Annotated in this window: 15 protein-coding genes; 7 read left to right on the forward strand and 8 right to left on the reverse strand. The window is 73.6% G+C overall.

The features are described from left to right. Positions 1 to 154: 154 nt before the first annotated feature. The 5 genes from hpf to mtrA all read right to left on the reverse strand — a co-directional run bounded on the left by hpf (position 155) and on the right by mtrA (position 5,914). Positions 155 to 859, reverse strand: coding sequence for a ribosome hibernation-promoting factor, HPF/YfiA family (gene hpf / locus ACFVSL_RS00085; protein ID WP_386937399.1), 705 nt, complete (start codon positions 857 to 859; stop codon positions 155 to 157). A gap of 23 nt (positions 860 to 882) precedes the next feature. Then, positions 883 to 1,680 (reverse strand): ComF family protein, encoded by a 798-nt coding sequence (locus tag ACFVSL_RS00090; RefSeq protein ID WP_386937401.1) that lies wholly within the window; start codon positions 1,678 to 1,680, stop codon positions 883 to 885. Between the two features lie 135 nt (positions 1,681 to 1,815). After that, the gene (locus ACFVSL_RS00095) at positions 1,816 to 3,528 is read right to left on the reverse strand and encodes a GerMN domain-containing protein (RefSeq protein ID WP_386937403.1); all 1,713 of its coding nucleotides are present in this window, start codon (positions 3,526 to 3,528) and stop codon (positions 1,816 to 1,818) included. Continuing rightward, positions 3,521 to 5,221: an MtrAB system histidine kinase MtrB gene (mtrB, locus tag ACFVSL_RS00100; protein WP_386937404.1), complete on the reverse strand. Its 1,701-nt coding sequence runs from the start codon at positions 5,219 to 5,221 to the stop codon at positions 3,521 to 3,523. Before mtrB ends, ACFVSL_RS00095 begins: the two co-directional genes overlap by 8 nt. Positions 5,222 to 5,233: 12 nt before the next feature. Next, positions 5,234 to 5,914: an MtrAB system response regulator MtrA gene (mtrA, locus tag ACFVSL_RS00105; protein ID WP_386937406.1), complete on the reverse strand. Its 681-nt coding sequence runs from the start codon at positions 5,912 to 5,914 to the stop codon at positions 5,234 to 5,236. A 156-nt stretch (positions 5,915 to 6,070) separates the two neighbouring features. Here mtrA and ACFVSL_RS00110 point away from each other — a divergent pair, with 156 nt between their 5' ends. The 6 genes from ACFVSL_RS00110 to ACFVSL_RS00135 all read left to right on the forward strand — a co-directional run bounded on the left by ACFVSL_RS00110 (position 6,071) and on the right by ACFVSL_RS00135 (position 12,604). Next, positions 6,071 to 7,354, forward strand: a complete 1,284-nt coding sequence (locus tag ACFVSL_RS00110) for a hypothetical protein (RefSeq protein WP_386937408.1) — start codon at positions 6,071 to 6,073, stop codon at positions 7,352 to 7,354. Between the two features lie 2 nt (positions 7,355 to 7,356). Next, positions 7,357 to 8,022 carry a DUF4129 domain-containing protein gene (locus tag ACFVSL_RS00115; protein ID WP_386937409.1) on the forward strand — a complete coding sequence of 222 codons (666 nt, stop codon included), beginning with the start codon at positions 7,357 to 7,359 and terminating at the stop codon, positions 8,020 to 8,022. Beyond that, positions 8,019 to 9,299 (forward strand): DUF4350 domain-containing protein, encoded by a 1,281-nt coding sequence (locus ACFVSL_RS00120; RefSeq protein WP_386937410.1) that lies wholly within the window; start codon positions 8,019 to 8,021, stop codon positions 9,297 to 9,299. The genes ACFVSL_RS00115 and ACFVSL_RS00120 overlap by 4 nt, the downstream gene beginning before the upstream one ends. Further along, positions 9,296 to 10,342 (forward strand): AAA family ATPase, encoded by a 1,047-nt coding sequence (locus tag ACFVSL_RS00125; RefSeq protein WP_386937411.1) that lies wholly within the window; start codon positions 9,296 to 9,298, stop codon positions 10,340 to 10,342. The genes ACFVSL_RS00120 and ACFVSL_RS00125 overlap by 4 nt, the downstream gene beginning before the upstream one ends. A gap of 1 nt (position 10,343) precedes the next feature. Then, complete coding sequence (locus ACFVSL_RS00130) at positions 10,344 to 11,681, forward strand: DUF58 domain-containing protein (protein ID WP_386937413.1); 1,338 nt, start codon at positions 10,344 to 10,346, stop codon at positions 11,679 to 11,681. Between the two features lie 164 nt (positions 11,682 to 11,845). Then, positions 11,846 to 12,604, forward strand: coding sequence for an aquaporin (locus ACFVSL_RS00135; protein WP_386937415.1), 759 nt, complete (start codon positions 11,846 to 11,848; stop codon positions 12,602 to 12,604). A 71-nt stretch (positions 12,605 to 12,675) separates the two neighbouring features. On the opposite strand, the gene ACFVSL_RS00140 is transcribed toward ACFVSL_RS00135, so the two are convergent. Then, positions 12,676 to 13,671 (reverse strand): stage II sporulation protein M, encoded by a 996-nt coding sequence (locus ACFVSL_RS00140; RefSeq protein WP_386937417.1) that lies wholly within the window; start codon positions 13,669 to 13,671, stop codon positions 12,676 to 12,678. A 17-nt stretch (positions 13,672 to 13,688) separates the two neighbouring features. Between ACFVSL_RS00140 and ACFVSL_RS00145 the strand changes: the two genes are divergently transcribed. Next, the gene (locus ACFVSL_RS00145; protein ID WP_386937418.1) at positions 13,689 to 14,531 is read left to right on the forward strand and encodes an RDD family protein; all 843 of its coding nucleotides are present in this window, start codon (positions 13,689 to 13,691) and stop codon (positions 14,529 to 14,531) included. A gap of 24 nt (positions 14,532 to 14,555) precedes the next feature. Here ACFVSL_RS00145 and ahcY read toward each other — a convergent pair whose 3' ends face one another. Further along, on the reverse strand, positions 14,556 to 16,040 hold the full coding sequence (ahcY, locus tag ACFVSL_RS00150) for an adenosylhomocysteinase (RefSeq protein ID WP_386937419.1): 1,485 nt from the start codon (positions 16,038 to 16,040) through the stop codon (positions 14,556 to 14,558). A 53-nt stretch (positions 16,041 to 16,093) separates the two neighbouring features. Further along, positions 16,094 to 17,530, reverse strand: coding sequence for a phosphomannomutase/phosphoglucomutase (locus ACFVSL_RS00155; RefSeq protein ID WP_386937421.1), 1,437 nt, complete (start codon positions 17,528 to 17,530; stop codon positions 16,094 to 16,096). Positions 17,531 to 17,545 lie beyond the last annotated feature (15 nt).

Here is a 17,545-nt window from a genome sequence, read left to right on the forward strand (position 1 = left end):
CGCTGCGTCGTCGGTGCCCGCCTCGGGTGGCGGCGGCGCCCACTGCCGCCTGTCCAGCGGTCATCATAGCCATGCTAGTGGGCCGCAGCCTGAGCGACCCCGCTCCGCATCGTGCGATGCGGAGCGGGGTCGCCGGTTCAGAACATCGGGGCGGTCAGGATGCCACGGGCTCGCGCCCCTTCGTCACGGGGCTGTCGAGCACCGCGTCGGAGTTCTCGTCGAGGCCGATGAGCCCGTAGTCCCAGCCCTTGCGGCGGTAGACCACGCTCGGCCGGTTCGACTCCGCGTCGACGAAGAGGTAGAAGTCGTGACCCACGAGTTCCATGAAGTAGAGCGCGTCATCGACGGTCATGGGCGTCGACGCGAACACCTTGCGCCTGATCACGACGGGGCTGTAGACCTCGTCCTCCTCCATCCCCTCGGACTCCGTCACGACGGGGATCGACCCGGTGCGCACACGCTCGAGCACCTCGGGTGCGGCGGCCTGCACGCCGACGTCGGCGAAGCCGGCGTCGGTGGCCTCGCGGAGCGAGGTGTGGCGGTGGTTGCCGCCTCGATGGACCTTCCGCCGGTCCTTCGCCCTCCTGATGCGTTCGAGCAATCGCCCGAGCGCGACGTCGAACGCCGCGTACTTGTCGGTGCCGTCGGCCTCCGCCCGCACCACCGGCCCCTTGCCGAAGAGGGTCAGCTCGACGCGGTCGAGACCAGGGTTGCCGTTCTTCTCGTTGTGACGGCTGAGCTTCACGTCGAGGGAGATGGCCCGGTCGTTGAGGTGCGTGACCTTCTCGGACTTCTCCGTCGCGTAGGCGCGGAAACGGTCCGTGATCCCCAGGTTTCGTCCGACGATGTTCAGTTCCATGACGACCTCCGTTCACCGGCGTGTCACCCGGTTCTGAAGGGTGGATCGACCACGCCTGTCCTGCCACCGTAGCCCGCTTGACCGCCATTGTCACGAGCCGTTTCCGCAGAGTTCGCCGAGAGCCGAACGCGGCGCAGCGGCGTCTCCGCGAGCACGGCCGACCCCGCGACCGAACCGCCCGCGGACCGCACGGCGCGGGCGGTCTCGGCGAGCGTCGACCCCGTCGTGAGGATGTCGTCGACCAGGAGGAAGCGGCGCCCGTCGAGGCGATGCGCGGCGACGAGGCCGCCCTCGGCGTTCGCACGTCGCGCCGCCTCGCCGAGGCCGGCCTGGTCGACGCGGTCGCGTGCCAGGCGCAGTACGCGGGCGGAACGGATGCCGCTGCGCGCGAGCAGCAACTCGACGGGGGCGTATCCGCGCTCGCGCAGCGCGCGGCGCGTGGACGGCACCGTGCAGATCTCGACGGGGGCGCCCGCTGCGGCCTCGGCGAGCGCGGCGGCGAGGGCCGCGTGCAGGGCTCGTGCGAGCGGCCTCGCGGCGTCGGTGCGCCCGCCGTCCTTGAAGGCGGCGACGATCGCCGCGACGGCTCCGGCGTACTCGAGGGACGCGTGGACGACGAGGGGCGCGTCGGGGCTCGGGAGCGGCCGGGTGACCGTGCGCGGCACGGCGGCGAGCACGGCGAGGCACCCGGCGCACACGGCCCGGTCGAGAGTGCCGCAGCCCGCGCAGTGCACCGGGGCGACGACGGCGAGGCCGTCGAGGGCCGCCTCCCGGACCGCGGCGGCGGCGCGGGCGAAGCGGCGGGCCAGAGAGCTCGTCACCCGACGCAGCCTGCCGGGCGCGCGGGTCGGCGGCGTTCGGAAGCCTCGCCGGGGCGGCGACCGCATCGGCCGGGCCGCTGGGGAGGAAGGGTCGGGCCAGTCGCCCACGCCCTGCGGTCGATCGGAGCGCGCCGCTCAGTCGGGCATCTGGGTCGCGACGAAGTCGACGCCCTCGGCCCGGGTCTGCCAGCCGACGCCGCTCTGCACGTCGAGGGTGCCGGCCGAGGTGCGCACGCGGAGATCGCGCTCCCCGTTGCCCGCATCGAGCTGGACGCCGCCCTCGGGCCCGGCGATCGTGTCGGGCACGCCGCCGAGCTCCTGCACGACGAGGCGCGTGTCGCCGCCCGGCAGCGAGGTGAGCGACGCGACCGTGTTCGCGTCGAGCCAGGCCACGTCGCGCGGTGTGCCGGCGAGTGCCGACAGATTCAGCACGACCGGGCTGAGCGCGACCGGCATGCCGTCGGCGTCGCGTTCGATCGACGCCGCAGCGAAGCGGGTGCGGACGCCGTCGCCCAGCAGCGCGATGATGCGCGTGCCGTCGCGCGAGACCTCGAGGGCCGCGATCGTCGACCCCGACCAGGGCACCGGGATGGGGCGCTCGCGCTCCTCGCCGCTCGGCAGGTAGGCGACGAGCTCGCCCGGCGCGGTCGCGGGCACCGACCAGATGACGCCCTCCGGGTCCATGGCGGGCGCGATGAGCCCCTGCCGCGGGTCGCGCACCTCGGCGGCCTCGCCGGGCAGCACGACCGAGACGCCCGCCTGCGTGCGCACGGCCACCGAGCCCGCCTGCGGACCGACTGCCGCGGCCGACGGGGCGAGGCCCTCGATCTGCGGCGAGATGTCGTCGATCGGCTCGATCTCGTCGCCCGAAGCCGAGAGGTAGCCGAAGCTCGTGCCGTCGTAGACGACCGGCCGCGGATCGACCGGCGGATCGTGCACCGGCGCGTCGCTGAGCGGTGCCACGTCCTGGACCGCGCCGTCGATCGCGAGCGCGACCTCGTCGACGTTGCGCACGACGCCGATGAGGCTCTCGTCGAGCTGCTCCTGCATGCGCTGCACCGTCAGGACGTCGTCGAACGAGACGCCCGACAGCTCGACGCTCGCGATGCCGTTCGCGACGGGCACGGCGCCCGTCTCGAGCGTGACGCCCTCGGGGAACGCGCTCTCGACGCCCGGCGCGAGCCACTCGGCCGGCCCGGCGAGGAGCGCCCGCACGATGCTCGTCTGGGCGGTGTCGCGGCCGGCGAACCAGCGCAGGTCGGGCACGAGGTAGCGGAAGTCGGGATCGAAGAAGGCGAGCTCGTACGGCCGGAACACGTCGCCGAAGGTGAGCTCGTCGATCAGGATGCCGTCGGGGGCCTCGGCGATGCGCCACTCCCCCTCGACCCGTTCGAGGCGGTACGGCAGCGTGACCTCGGCCGTCGATGCGGGCGGCTCGTACTGGCCGGTCGCCGTGAGCGTCGCCGCGGGGGTCGCGCCCACCGAGACCTGCGTCTCCGCGGCGTCCTCGGCGACCTCTGGAGGCGCATCGTACGTGCGGTCGGCGAGCACGTCGATCGTCGCCCCGGCGCCGGGCTGCCACTCCGCCGCGAAGTCGGGGGTCAGGAAGTCCCTCGCCGCGCCGTAGTTGCCGCGCGGGCTCGCGGCGGCCTCGATGAACCCCTGCACGATCAGCTCAGGATCCGCCCCCGCCTGCGGCGGGCGCACGAAGGTGTCGAGCTCGGCCGACTCCTCCACCGGCTCAGGATTGCCGACGCCGACGGGCCCCGAGGTCGGCAGCGCGACGCAGCCGCTGAGCAGCGCCGCCATCGCGAGCGCCAGGGATGCCCCGACCACGCGCCTACGCATCGCGCGCCCCCTGCCCCGCGGCATCCGTCGCACTGCCGGCCGCCTCGCCGTCGAGGTCGACCGCGGCGATCACGCCGGTCGGCGGCGGGCCGCTCGCGTGGGCGTCATCGGGCTCGAGCGACAGCGGCGAGACCACCGACTCGGCATCGGCACTGCGAGGCAGCGTGAGCCGGAACACCGTGCCGACGCCGGGCTTGGACCACACGTCGAGGGTGCCCCGGTGCGCGACCGCGTCCTCCAGCGAGATCGCGAGGCCGAGCCCGGTGCCGCCGATGGTGCGGGTGCGGCTGGGGTCGGCCCGCCAGAATCGGTCGAACACGCGGGCGCTCTCCTCCTCGGTCATGCCGAGGCCGTAGTCGCGCACCGACAGCGCGATCGCCGTCGGGTTGCTGTCGACCGAGACCACGATCGGCCGCCCCTCGCCGTGCTCGATCGCGTTGCCGAGCAGGTTGCGCACGATCCGGCGGATGCGGCGGGGGTCGACCTCGGCGTCGAGGTGGCCGCCGGGGGCGACGAGGCGCAGCTCGCTGCCGCGCTCGCGCGCGAGCTCGTGCATCGACTCGATCGCGTCGCCGGCGAGGTGCACGAGGTTCGTCGGCTCGGTCGTGAGCTCGACCGACCCCGCGTCGTAGCGGCTGATCTCGAGGAGGTCGGCGAGCAGCGTCTCGAATCGCTCGGTCTGCGTGTGCAGGAGCTCGACGGTGCGCGAGGTCGGCCCCGGGAAGTCCTCGCGCTGGCCGTAGAGCACGTCGCCCGCCAGGCGGATGGTCGTGAGCGGGGTCCGCAGCTCGTGGGAGACGTCGGAGACGAACCGCTGCTGCATCACCGACAGCTCGGCGAGCTCGCGGATGCGCGCCTGCAGGCTGTCGGCCATGCCGTTGAAGGACGCGGCGAGGGTCGCGAGCTCGTCCTCGCCCTTCGAGGGCATGCGGACGCCGAGGTCGCCCGCGGCGAGGCGGCGGCTCGTCGCCGCGGCGGTGCGGATCGGCTCGATGACCCACCGCACGACGAGCAGCGTGATCGCGCTGAGCAGCACGATCAGCGCGATCGCGCCGAGCACGCCGACCGCCTGCATGAACCCGAGGGTCTGCTGCGCGTCGGCGAAGTCGTAGCCGATGTAGAGCTCGTAGTCGCCGGCCCGCGGCACCTCGAGGGTGCTGCCCACCACGACGCCCGGGTCGGTGCCGCCGTCGGCGTTCTCGAGCGCGACGGACTGCCAGAACTGCCCGTCGGGGTTGTCGCGCACCCGTTGCTGCAGCTCGTCGGTGATGACCGCGCTCAGCTGCGGGTCGCCGCGGTCGGGCGGCGCATCGCGGACCGCGGTGTCGGTCGGCACGCGGAAGTAGGCGATCGAGTTCGAGCCCGAGGTCGTCTGCACCGTGCGCACGGTCGAGGTCATGAGCGACTGGAGCGCACCGCGGTCGGCCGCCTCTGAGGAGTTCAGGATGCGCTGCGCCGCCACCGTCGCGTTGTTCGCCGCGGCGAGCGACTGGTCGAGCTGGCTCTGGAAGAGGTTCGACGCCACACTGAACGAGATGTACAGGCCGATGAGGAAGATCGCGAGCGAGGAGAGCGCGATGGTGATGACCACCGTGCGGAACTGCAGCGACCGGCGCCACAGCGCGGCCATCCTCCTCGGCAGGTCCCGCCACGAACCCGAGAGCGGGATCGCCGTGGCGGAGGTCTCGGTCATCCGGCCCGTCGCCTAGGTCGTCGCGCCGGCGCGGTAGCCGACGCCGCGCACCGTCATGACGATGCGCGGGTTGTCGGGGTCGTGCTCGACCTTGGCCCGCAGCCGCTGCACGTGCACGTTCACGAGCCGGGTGTCGGCCTTGTAGTGGTAGCCCCAGACCTGTTCGAGCAGCATCTCGCGGGTGAACACCTGCTGCGGCTTCGACGCGAGGGTGAGCAGGAGGTCGAACTCGAGCGGGGTGAGGTTGATTCGGGTCTCGCCGCGACGCACCTCATGGCCGGCCGCGTCGATCACGAGGTCGCCGATGCCGAGCGTCGCGACGACCGGGTCGGGGGTCGGCCGGAGCCGGGTGCGGATGCGGGCGACGAGCTCCTTCGGGTTGAAGGGCTTCACCATGTAGTCGTCGGCGCCCGACTCGAGGCCCTTCACGACGTCGGCCGTGTCGGACTTCGCCGTCAGCATGATGATGGGCGTGCCGGACTCGGCGCGGATGCGGCCGCACACCTCGATGCCGTCCATGCCGGGGAGCATCAGGTCGAGGAGCACGAGGTCGGGCTTCGCCTCGCGGAACGCGGCGAGCGCTCCGGCGCCGTCGCCGCAGAACACCGGCTCGAAGCCCTCGGTGCGCAGCACGATGCCGATCATCTCGGCGAGGGCCGTGTCGTCGTCGACGACGAGTACGCGTGAAGTCATCCCGTTCATTCCTGTCGGCGCCGAGCGATCCGGCGCGGTCCCGTGTCGGTCCCGTGCGACGCGGCGCGGTCTGGTGGGCTCCAGCGTAGTCGGTCGGCGTGCGCGTCGGCCGAATGTGCGAGCATGGGGACACCCCGCCGGAAGGAGTGCGTACAGGTGTCGGATCACGACTGGCAGGCGCCCGGTACCCCGTCGAGCGGTTCGACTCCCGACGCCCCGGTGCCGCCGCCGTACGGCGCGCCCCCGGCCCCGCCCGCGCAGGGCTACGGTCCCCCGCCCGCGCCGCCGCAGCAGCCATGGCCCGCCCCGGCGCCCGGTGCCTGGGCGCCGCCGCCCAAGCCCGGCCTCCTTCCGCTGCGACCGCTGAGCTTCGGCACCCTGCTGTGGGCGCCGTTCCAGGCGCTGCGTCGCAACCCCGCCGCGACGTTCGGCAGCGGGCTCGTGGTGCAGCTCGTCTCGGCGCTGGCGACGCTCGCCGTCGTCGTGCCGTTCATGGTCTTCATCTTCACCCGCGTCGAGAACGCCGCAGCAGAGGACATGGACGCGGTCATGTCGGGCGGGGTCGGCGCGTTCCTCCTCCTCATGCTCGTGCCGATCGCGCTCACGCTCGTCGCGAGTGCGTTCCTCCAGGGCGTCATGGTCGTCGAGGTCGCGACGGGAACCCTCGGGGAACGCCTCGGGTTCGGCGCGCTCTGGCGCCGGGCCGCCCGCCGCATCTGGCCGCTGCTCGGCTGGACGGGGCTCGTCACCCTGGCGCTGCTCCTCGTCGTCGCCTTCTTCACCGCCATCATCGTCCTGGCCGCGCTCACCTCTCCCGAGGCGCTGATCGGCGCGGTGCTCCTGACGCTCGTCGGCGCGCTCGGGCTCGCGGTGCTCGGCGCCTGGATCGGCACGAAGCTGTCGATCGTGCCGAGCATCATCGTGCTCGAGGGCGCGGGCATCGGGCAGGCGGTGCGCCGGTCCTGGCGGCTCACCGACGGCTACTTCTGGCGCACGTTCGGCACGCTCCTGCTCGTGGGGCTCATCCTCAACGTCGCGGCGCAGGTCGTCGTGCAGCCGGTCTCGCTCATCGGCACCATCCTCGCCGCGATCATCGACCCGACCGGCACGGGCGCCGCGCTCGGCATCACGATCGCGACGAGCGTCGTGACCCTCGTGCTGTCGCTGCTCATCGGCGCGATCACCGCGGTCGTGCAGAGCGCGCTCGTCGCGGTGATCTACATCGACCTCCGCATGCGCACCGAGGGACTCGACCTCGAGCTCGCCCGCCACGTCGAGCAGCGCGACGCGGGCGCCGCCCCGACGAGCGACCCGTACGCGCCGCCGCCGCAGGGCGCCCCCGCTCCCGCGTGGTCGGCACAGGCCCCTGCGCCGACGACCCCCTCCGCGGCCTGGCCGACGCCGCCCGAGGCGGGCGAGCCCGGGCAGCCGCGGCCCTGACGGTGCTCGCCCTGACCCCGCTCGATCCCGACGCCCCCGAGGCGCGTCGGTGGCTCGAGGACGAACTCTCCAAGCCCGAGTACCAGAACGCGAAGCCGACCGCCTTCGACCTCGCGATGCAGGCCGTACGCGACTGGTTCGCCGAGCTCTTCAGCGGCGCCGGCGGCGTGCCGGCTCCCGTCGTGACGCTCATCGTCGTCCTCGCCGTCGCCGCGATCGTCCTCGTCGCCTTCCTCGTGTTCGGCGTGCCGCGCCTCCGGCGTCGCCGTCACGCCGCCGTCCCGCTCTTCGACGACGGCGACCTGCGCGGCCTCGCCGAGCTCCGACGGGCCGCGGAGCTCGCCGCGGCGAACGGCGACTGGCCGCTCGCGATCGAGGAGCGCTTCCGCGCGCTCGTCCGCAACACGGTCGACCGCGATCTCGTGCAGGTGCATCCGGGCACCACCGCGCACGCCTTCGCCACGGCCGCCGCCGCGCCCTTCCCCGCGCACGAGCACGAGCTCGCCGCGGTCGCCGCCGAGTTCGACGGGGTCCGCTACCTCGGCGGGCAGGGCAGCGCGGCCGGGTACGAGCGGCTGAGCACGCTCGAGGGCGAGCTCGCCGTGACCCGACCGGCCGGAGCACCGGAGGCCTCCGGCTCCCACGCCGAAGCGGAGGCGATCGGATGACGGCCGCACCTCCCGCCGCGACCGCCGCCGCCCCCGCAGGCCCAGCCGGTCCGGCTCCGGCCGCAGCCGTCACGCCGACGTTCCGCGCGAACGTCCGCCGCCGGCGCATCTGGATCGTGTTCGGAGTCGTCCTCGTGCTCGGCGCGATCCTCATGCTCGTCCTCCGCGGCGGCGCGGGCGGTGCAGGGCTGCGCCTCGGCGCCGACAATCCGGCGCCGCTCGGGGCGAAGGCGCTCGTCGAGGTCCTCGGCACGCACGGGGTCGACGTCACGACCGCCGACGACTTCGACACGGCGCTCACGGCGGCGAAGTCCGGAGCCACCGTGCTGCTCTTCGACGAGTTCGGCCTGCTCGACGAGCAGCGCCTCGGCAGGCTCGCCATGTTCGCCGACCGGCTCGTCGTCGTCGAGCCGGGCTTCACCGCGCTCGAGGCGCTCGCGCCCGGCGTGCGGCTGGCCGGCGCCGCCTCGGGCGCCCTCGACGACGTCGCATGCGAGCTTCCCGCTGCCGAGCGCGCGGGGGCGCTCTCGACCGGCCAGCGCCTGTTCACGATCGACGAGGAGGCGGTGGCCGACGGCTGGGCCGGCTGCTTCCGCGACGGCGAGTACGGCTACGCCCTCGCGACCGGTCCCTCGTCGGGCGACGGGCGACTGGTGCTCGTCGGCGCGACGACCCCGTTCGAGAACGGCCGCATCACCGAGCGCGGCAACGCGGCGCTCGCCATCGGGCTCGCCGGGGCATCCGACGAACTCGTCTGGTACCTGCCCGGCCCGCTCGACGCCGCGCCCGACCAGGCGCCCACGCTCGGCGAGCTCACTCCGGGCTGGGTGAGCCCCGTGCTCGCGCTCGCGATCGTCGTGACGATCGCCGCCGGCGTCTGGCGCGGCCGCCGCTTCGGGCCGCTCGTGGTCGAGAACCTGCCGGTGCACATCCCCGCGGGCGAGACCTCGGTCGGCCGTGCACGGCTGTACGCCCGGAGCGCCGCTCGCACGCACGCCCTCGACCAGCTGCGCCTCGGCGCGATCGCGCGCATCGCCTCGGCGCTGCGGCTGCCGCGCACGTCCGACGTCGCCGAGATCGCCGCGGCGGCGGCCACCGCGACCGGGCGGGACCCCGGGCGCGTGCGCGCCGTGCTCGTCGACGCGCTGCCCTCGGGCGACCACGACCTGGTGCGGCTCGCGAGCGAGCTCGACGACCTCGAGCGCGCCGTGCGTGCGACACTCGCACCAGAGACCTCTGCACCGCAGGCTGCGGACCATCCAGGAAGGCGACCATGACCGACCCGATCGCGAACGAGACGACGGCCCCCCGGGCGCAGACTCCGGCGGCGCCTGACCCGGGGCCCGCCGAGCAGGCCCCCGCCACGCCCGACGACGAGCTGCGCGCCGCGCTGAACCGCGTCCGCACCGAGGTCGGCAAGGCCGTCGTGGGCCAGGACGGCGCGGTGACCGGCCTCATCATCGCCCTGCTCACGCGCGGCCATGTGCTCCTCGAGGGCGTCCCCGGCGTCGCGAAGACCCTGCTCGTGCGCACGCTCAGCCGGACGCTGCAGCTCGACACCCGCCGCCTGCAGTTCACGCCCGACCTCATGCCCGGCGACGTCACGGGGTCGCTCGCCTACGACCCGCGCTCGGGCGAGTTCGCGTTCCGCGAGGGGCCGGTGTTCACGAACATCCTCCTCGCCGACGAGATCAACCGCACCCCGCCGAAGACCCAGTCGGCGCTGCTCGAGGCCATGGAGGAGCGCCAGGTCTCGGCCGACGGCGTGACCCGGCCGCTGCCCGACCCGTTCATGGTCGCGGCGACCCAGAACCCGATCGAGTACGAGGGCACCTACGCGCTGCCCGAGGCGCAGCTCGACCGCTTCCTCCTCAAGCTCGTGCTCGAGGTGCCCGAGCGCGAGGCCGAGGTCTCGCTGCTGCGCCGTCACGCCGACGGCTTCGACCCGCACGACCTCGCCGCCGCCGGCGTCACCCCCGTGCTCGGCGCCGACGAGCTCGCGGCGGCCCGACGCGCGGCCGCGGCGGTGCGCGTCGAGGACGACGTGCTCGGCTACCTCGTCGACCTCGCCAGGGCGACCCGGCGCAGCCCGTCGATGCGGCTCGGCGTGAGCCCCCGCGGCACGACCGGACTGCTCGCCGCCGCGAAGGCCTGGGCCTGGCTCACGGGCTACGAGTCGCTGACGCCCGATCACCTGCAGGCGATGCTGCTGCCGGTCTGGCGACACCGGGTGCAGCTGCGCCCCGAGGCGGAACTCGAGGGCGTCTCGGTCGACCAGGTGCTGCGCGGCATCGTGCAGCAGGTGCAGGTGCCGCTCTGAGATGGCGCTGACCGGTCGATTCGCCCTGCTCGTCGCCCTCGGGGTCGTCCCCGTGGTGGTGGCGGGCATCTCGAGCGCGCCCCTCGCGTGGCTCGCGCTCGTCGGGTGGCTCCTGCTCGTCATCGGCGCGGGGGCCGTCGACCTCTCGCTCGCGGGCTCGCCGCGCGCGGTGGCGTTCACCCGCGAGCTGCCCGACCGCGTTCGGCTCGGCGAGCCGGTCGCCTCCGGGCTCTCGGTGCAGAACCTCGGCGGCCGGATGCTCCGCGCCACCGTCCGCGACGGCTGGGAGCCCTCGGCCGGGGTCGCCGGAACGAACCGCACCCGCCTCGCGATCCCCCCGGGCGAGCGCCGCCGCATGACGCTGCACCTCGTGCCGACCCGGCGCGGCGATCGCCGCACCGAGCAGGTGACGATCCGCTCCGCCGGGCCGCTCGGGCTGTGGGCGCGGCAGGCGACCCTCGCTGCGCCGGGACGTGTGCGGGTGCTGCCGCCGTTCCACTCGCGGGTGCACCTGCCGTCGCGGCTGACCCGCCTGCGCGAGCTCGACGGGCGCACGCCGCTCCTCATCCGCGGCCAGGGCACCGAGTTCGACTCCATCCGCGAGTACGTCCGCGGCGACGACGTGCGATCCATCGACTGGCGGGCGACCGCTCGACACATCGATCCCGAGGTGCCGGGCAACACCCGGCTCATGGTCAGGACCTGGCGCCCCGAGCGCGACCGGCGGATCGTGATCGTCGCGGACACCTCGCGCACCGCGGCGGCGCGCATCGCCGACGAGCCCCGGCTCGACACGAGCTACGAGGCCTCGCTCCTGCTCGCCGCGCTCGCCTCGCACGCGGGCGACCGGGTCGACTTCCTCGCGACCGACCGGCGCCTGCGCGGGCGGGTGCACGGCGCGAGCGGGGCCGACCTCCTCGCCCGGATGGTCGACACGATGGCGGGCATCGACGCCGAGCTCGTCGAAGCCGATTGGGCCCTCGTGCCGGGTCAGGTGCGGGCGGTGACGAGCCGCCACGCCTTCGTCGTGCTGCTGACCGCGGCCGACTCCCCCGGCTCCGCCCGCGGCCTGCTCTCGGTGCTGCCGCAGCTCAGCGCCCGCCACACCGTCGTCGTCGCCTCCGTCGCCGACCCGGCCCTGCTCGAGACGAGCCGGCTGCGCGGCGACCTCGACGAGGTCTACGGTGCGGCGGCCGCTGAGCGCGGCCTGCTCGACGGCGAGCGGGTCGGCGCAGCGATCCGCCGGCTCGGCGCGCAGACGGTCACCGCGGCGCCGCACGAGCTGCCCCCTGCGCTCGCCGACCGCTACCTCGAGCTCAAGGCGGCCGGGCGTCTCTGAGGCGCCCGTGACGTCTCGCAGCGTCACGCGGCGCCGTTTTCGAACATTCGCGCGGGGTTCACCGTCCGGCGACGGCCCGCTCGCTACGCTCTGGGAGGCGCCGATGAGGCAGCCATGCCCTCGCGGTCGCCGCAGGGTCCGCCCACCCTACGAAAGGGACACTCTTGTCTGACACCGCATCCGCCGTCGCCGCTCCGTCGACCGCGCCCGTCGCCGGTCCGTCGACCGCCCAGCGACTCATCGCCGAGCTCCTCGGCACGTTCATCCTCGTCTTCGGCGTCATCGGCGCGGCGATCTTCTCGTCGGCGGACACCGGGCTCCTGGGCGTGGCGTTCGCGCTCGGCCTGTCGGTCGTCGTCGGCATCTACGCCTTCGGCCCGATCTCGGGCGGCCACTTCAACCCGGCCGTCACGCTCGGCCTCGCGATCGCCGGCCGCTTCGCGTGGAAGGACGTGCTCGGCTACCTCGCCGCCCAGGTCGTCGGCGGCATCCTCGGATCGGTGGTGCTGCTCGGCATCCTCTCGACCGGCCCCGTGTTCGACATCGCCGTCTTCCGCAGCGTGTCGACCGGGTACGACGAGCTGTCGCCGGGCGGGTTCGGCCTCGGCTCGTTCCTCATCGCCGAGATCGTCGCCACCGCGATCTTCCTCTTCGTGATCCTCGGCGTGACCTCGGCCGGCCGCGCGGCGTCGAACCTCGCGCCGCTCGCCATCGGCCTGACCCTCACCGTGCTCGTGCTCGTCGCCGGCCCGGTCTCGAACGGCTCGTTCAACCCGGCCCGTTCGATCGCGACCGCGATCTTCGGCGGCACCGAGGCGCTCACGCAGCTCTGGGCGTCGATCGTCGCGCCGATCGTCGGCGCCCTGCTCGCCGGCGTCGTCTACAAGGCGGTCTTCGACCGTCCGGTGAAGCTCACCGCGTAGGCCCGCTCGGGCCGCGCCCGCATCGCACGACGGCGGATGTCCCACCACGGGGCATCCGCCGTCGTACCGGATCAGCCGGAGACGACCCGCGTGGCGCCGGCGTCGAACGCGGCGAGATCACCGGTCGCCCCCGCGCGCCGGGCGCGGCCGCCGATCACGAGCATGTAGAAGAGGAACCCGCCGAGCGCGAGCGCGCCGATGCCGATCTTGACCGCCCAGGGCCACGGCGCCGGGGTGACGAAGCCCTCGATGAGGCCGGCGACGAAGAGGAAGAACACGAGCCCGATGGCCACGGTGAACAGCGCCCGGGCGTCGGCGGCGAGCGCGACGCCGCGGGGCCGGGGCCCCGGCGCGACCCAGGCCCAGAAGATGCGCAGGCCCGCCGCGGCGGCGACGAACACGCAGGTGAGCTCGAGCAGTCCGTGCGGCGCGATGTAGAGGAAGAACGTGTCGGCCTCGTCGTACGCGAACATGATCGCGGCGTTCACTCCGAGGTTCTGCGCGTTCTGCATGATCACCCACGGCACCCAGACCCCGAGCACGCCGAAGGCCACGCACTGCGCGGCGATCCACGCGTTGTTCGTCCAGACGGAGCCGGCGAACGAGCCCGCCGGGTGCTCCGAGTAGTAGGCCGCGAAGCCCTCCTCGGCGATCTGGCGGAGCTCGCGCTCCGAGCCGACGTTCGCGAGCGCGCGCGGGTCGCCGCCGATCCACCAGGCGTACAGGGCCGCGATCACGAAGGTCGCCACGGCGACCGCGAGGGTCAGCCACCGGATGCGGTGGAGCGCCGCGGGGAGATCGACCGCGGCGAAGCGGGTGAGCTGGCGCAGCGGATTCTCGGGCGCGCCCGTGAACCGCAGCCGGGCACGGGCGAGCGAGAGCGAGAGCCGGTCGCCGAGCGCGGTCGATCCGGCCGTCGACTTCACGAGCGACAGGTCGGATGCCCCCGCCTGGTACCGCTCGATGAGTTCGTCGGTCTCGGGCCCGCTGAGGCGCGAGTCGCGCGCGAGCGCGTCGAGCCGCTGCCAGTCGTCACGGCGGGCTGAGGCGAGCGCTTCGAGGTCCATCTGCTTGAATACTACTCATGGCCGAATCGACCGCGGAGCCCGTTCGGCTCGCCCGTTTCGACGACGACGGCGTACTCACCGGCGAGGCGGTCGGCCTCGACCTGCGACCCGCGAGCGCCCTCATCCGCTCGGGCGGCGCCGCGATCGACGTGCTCGTCAGCATCGCGCTCCTCATCGGCCTCGTCTTCCTGCTCGCGGGTCTCGGCGTCGACGAGGCGGCGTTCCGCGCGGTGTTCATCGCCGGCCTGGTGACGGTCCTCGTCGTGGTTCCGACGACCGTCGAGACGGCCTCGCGGGGTCGTTCGCTCGGCAAGCTCGCGCTCGGGCTCCGCGTCGTGCGCGACGACGGCGGGGCGATCGGCTTCCGGCACGCCGTCATCCGGGCGCTCGTCGGCGTCGTCGAGATCTACATGACCTTCGGCGGGCTCGCGGTGCTCGTCGGGTTCCTGAACCCGTCGTCGAAGCGGCTCGGCGACCTCCTCGCGGGCACGCACGGCCAGGTCGAGCGCGTGCCCGTGCCGCCGTCGACGGCGTTCGGGGTGCCGGCCGAGCTCGCCGCGTGGGCGTCGACCGCCGACATCGGGCGCCTCCCCGATCCGCTCGCGCGCAGGGTCGCGTCGTTCTTCCAGAACGCGCCGCACCTCGCTCCGGGGAGCCGTGACCGGGTCGCGGCGTCGCTCGCGGCCGAGGTCGCACCCTACGTCTCCCCGGTGCCCTCCGCACCGGCCGAGCGCTTCCTCGCCGGCGTCGCGGCGCTCCGGCGCGAGCGCGACCTGGCGGCGCTCGACCTCGAGGCCGAGCGCATGGCCGCACTCGGGCCCGTGCTCACGGCGACCCCGCCCGGCTTTCCCCGGCGCTGAGGCCGGCGCCGGGGCATCCGCCCGTCAGTAGCGGTAGTGGTCGACCTTGTACGGCCCCTCGACCGGCACGCCGATGTAGGCGGCCTGTTCGGGGCTGAGCTCGGTGAGCACGACGCCGAGGGAGTCGAGGTGGAGGCGCGCGACCTTCTCGTCGAGGTGCTTGGGCAGCACGTAGACGCCGATCGGGTACTCGGAGGGGCGGGTCCAGAGCTCGATCTGCGCAAGGACCTGGTTGGTGAAGGAGTTCGACATGACGAACGACGGGTGGCCCGTCGCGTTGCCGAGGTTCATGAGCCGGCCCTCGCTCAGCACCAGGATCGACCGGCCGGTCGGCAGGCGCCACTCGTGCACCTGCGGCTTGATCTCGACCTTCTCGGCGCCCTCGAGCGCCTCGAGCGCGGCCATGTCGATCTCGTTGTCGAAGTGGCCGACGTTCGAGACGATCGCGAGGTGCTTCATCTCGAGCATGTGCTCGAGCCGGAGCACGTCCTTGTTGCCGGTGCAGGTGACGAAGATGTCGACCTCGCCGACGACGTCCTCGACGCGGGCGACCTGGTAGCCGTCCATCGCGGCCTGCAGCGCGCAGATCGGGTCGACCTCGCTCACGATGACGCGGGCGCCCTGGCCGCGCAGGGCCTCGGCGGCGCCCTTGCCGACGTCGCCGTAGCCGACCACGAACGCGACCTTGCCGCCCATGAGCACGTCGGTCGCGCGGTTCAGCCCGTCGGGCAGCGAGTGGCGGATGCCGTACTTGTTGTCGAACTTCGACTTCGTCACCGAGTCGTTGACGTTGATCGCCGGGAAGAGGAGGCCGCCCTCGGCGTGCAGCTCGTACAGGCGGTGCACGCCGGTCGTGGTCTCCTCGGTGACGCCCGTGAGCTCGGCCGCGATGCGGGTCCAGCGGTCGGGGCTCAGCTCGAGCGAGCGGCGCAGGGTGTCGAGGATGACGCGGTACTCGCCGCTGTCGGCCGCGGATGCCTCGGGCACGGCGCCTGCGGCCTCGAAGTCGCGGCCGCGGTGCACGAGCAGCGTGGCGTCGCCGCCGTCGTCGAGGATCAGGTTCGGGCCGATCCAGTCGGCACCCGCCGCGGCGGCCTCGGCCGACCAGTCGAAGATGCGGTCCGTGCACCACCAGTACTCGTCGAGGGTCTCGCCCTTCCATGCGAACACGGGCACGCCCTTGGGCTCGTCGACCGTGCCCCCGGGTCCGACGACGACCGCGGCGGCCGCCTCGTCCTGCGTGGAGAAGATGTTGCAGCTCGCCCAGCGCACCCGCGCGCCGAGCGCCACGAGGGTCTCGATGAGCACGGCCGTCTGCACCGTCATGTGGAGGCTGCCCGCGATGCGCGCGCCCGCGAGCGGCTGCGACGCGCCGAACTCGGCGCGCAGCGCCATGAGGCCCGGCATCTCGTTCTCGGCGAGCCGCAGCTGGTGACGACCCGCCTCGGCGAGCGTGAGGTCGGCGACCTTGTACGGGAGTGCGGTGGAGGTGGCGGGCAGGGTGCTCATGCCGTCCATTCTCGCAGGCCGCATCCGCGTGCGACGACCCGTGTCGCCGCGGCCTACTCGCCGCGGATGAGCGCCAGCACCTCGTCGCGGACGGCGGCCATGGTCGGCTCGTCGCCGCCCTCGACGTTCAGGCGGAGCAGCGGCTCGGTGTTCGACGGCCGCACGTTGAACCACCAGAACGGCTCGTCGCCCGCCGTCTGACCGATGACGGTGAGGCCGTCGAGCTCGTCGAACTCGCCGCGGCCGGTGAACGCCTCGACGATGCGCGTGTACGCGGCCGGGACGTCGTCGACCACCGAGTTGATCTCGCCGGAGAGCGAGTACGGGTCGAAGCGGGCGCCGAACTCCGAGAGCGGGGCATCCTGCACGCCGAACTCGGCGAGCACGTGCATCGCGGCGAGCATGCCGTTGTCGGCGCCCCAGAAGTCGCGGAAGTAGTAGTGCGCCGAGTGCTCTCCGCCGAAGACGGCCCCGGTCGCCTTCATCTGGTCCTTGATGAGCGAGTGCCCGACGCGGGTGCGCACCGGCACGGCGCCGGCCGCCTCGATCGTCTCGGGCACGAAGCGCGAGGTGATGAGGTTGTGGATGACGTTGACGTCGGTCTCGCCCGCGGCGCCGACGCGGGCGATCTCGCGGAGGGCGACGATCGCCGCGACCGCCGAGGGAGTGATGGCGGCGCCCTGCTCGTCGACGACGAAGCAGCGGTCGGCGTCGCCGTCGAACGCGAGGCCGAGGTCGGCGCCGTGCTCGACCACCGCGCGCTGCAGGTCGACGAGGTTCGCGGGCTCGAGCGGGTTGGCCTCGTGGTTCGGGAAGGTGCCGTCGAGCTCGAAGTAGAGCGGCACGATCTCGAGGGGCAGTGCGGGAAGCCCGGCGGCCTCGCCGAGGACGGCCGGGACGGTGAGGCCGCCCATGCCGTTGCCGGCGTCGACGACGATCTTCAGCGGGCGGATGCCGCGGAGGTCGACGAGGGTGCGGAGGTACGCGGCGTAGTCGGCGAGGACGTCGGCCTCGAGGATCGCACCGGGCATCTCGACGGGCGCGATGCCCTGCTCGAGGTAGTCGGCGGCCCGGTCGCGGATCGCCGCGAGCCCGGTGTCGAGCGAGATGCCCTGTGCGCCCGCGCGTGAGAACTTGATGCCGTTGTACGCGGCGGGGTTGTGGCTCGCGGTGAACATCGCCGCCGGGGCGTCCATCGAGCCCGACGCGAAGTAGCTCTCGTCGGTGGAGCACAGCCCGATCGACACGACGACGGCGCCGCGCGCGGCCGCACCGGCTGCGAAGGCCGCCGCGAAGGCGGGCGAGGAGTCGCGCATGTCGTGCCCGACCACGACCCGCCCGCCCGCTGCCCCGACCTCGTCGACGAAGGCGGCGCCGAGCGCCTCGACGGTCTCGGCGGTCAGCCCCTCGCCCACGATTCCACGGACGTCGTAGGCCTTCACGACCGCGTCGAGGCGCGCGCGAGCGTCGGATGATGCAGCCGGAGTCATGCCTTGAAACCTACC

The organism is Agromyces sp. NPDC058064 (genome assembly GCF_042885275.1).
Lineage (GTDB): Bacteria > Actinomycetota > Actinomycetes > Actinomycetales > Microbacteriaceae > Agromyces.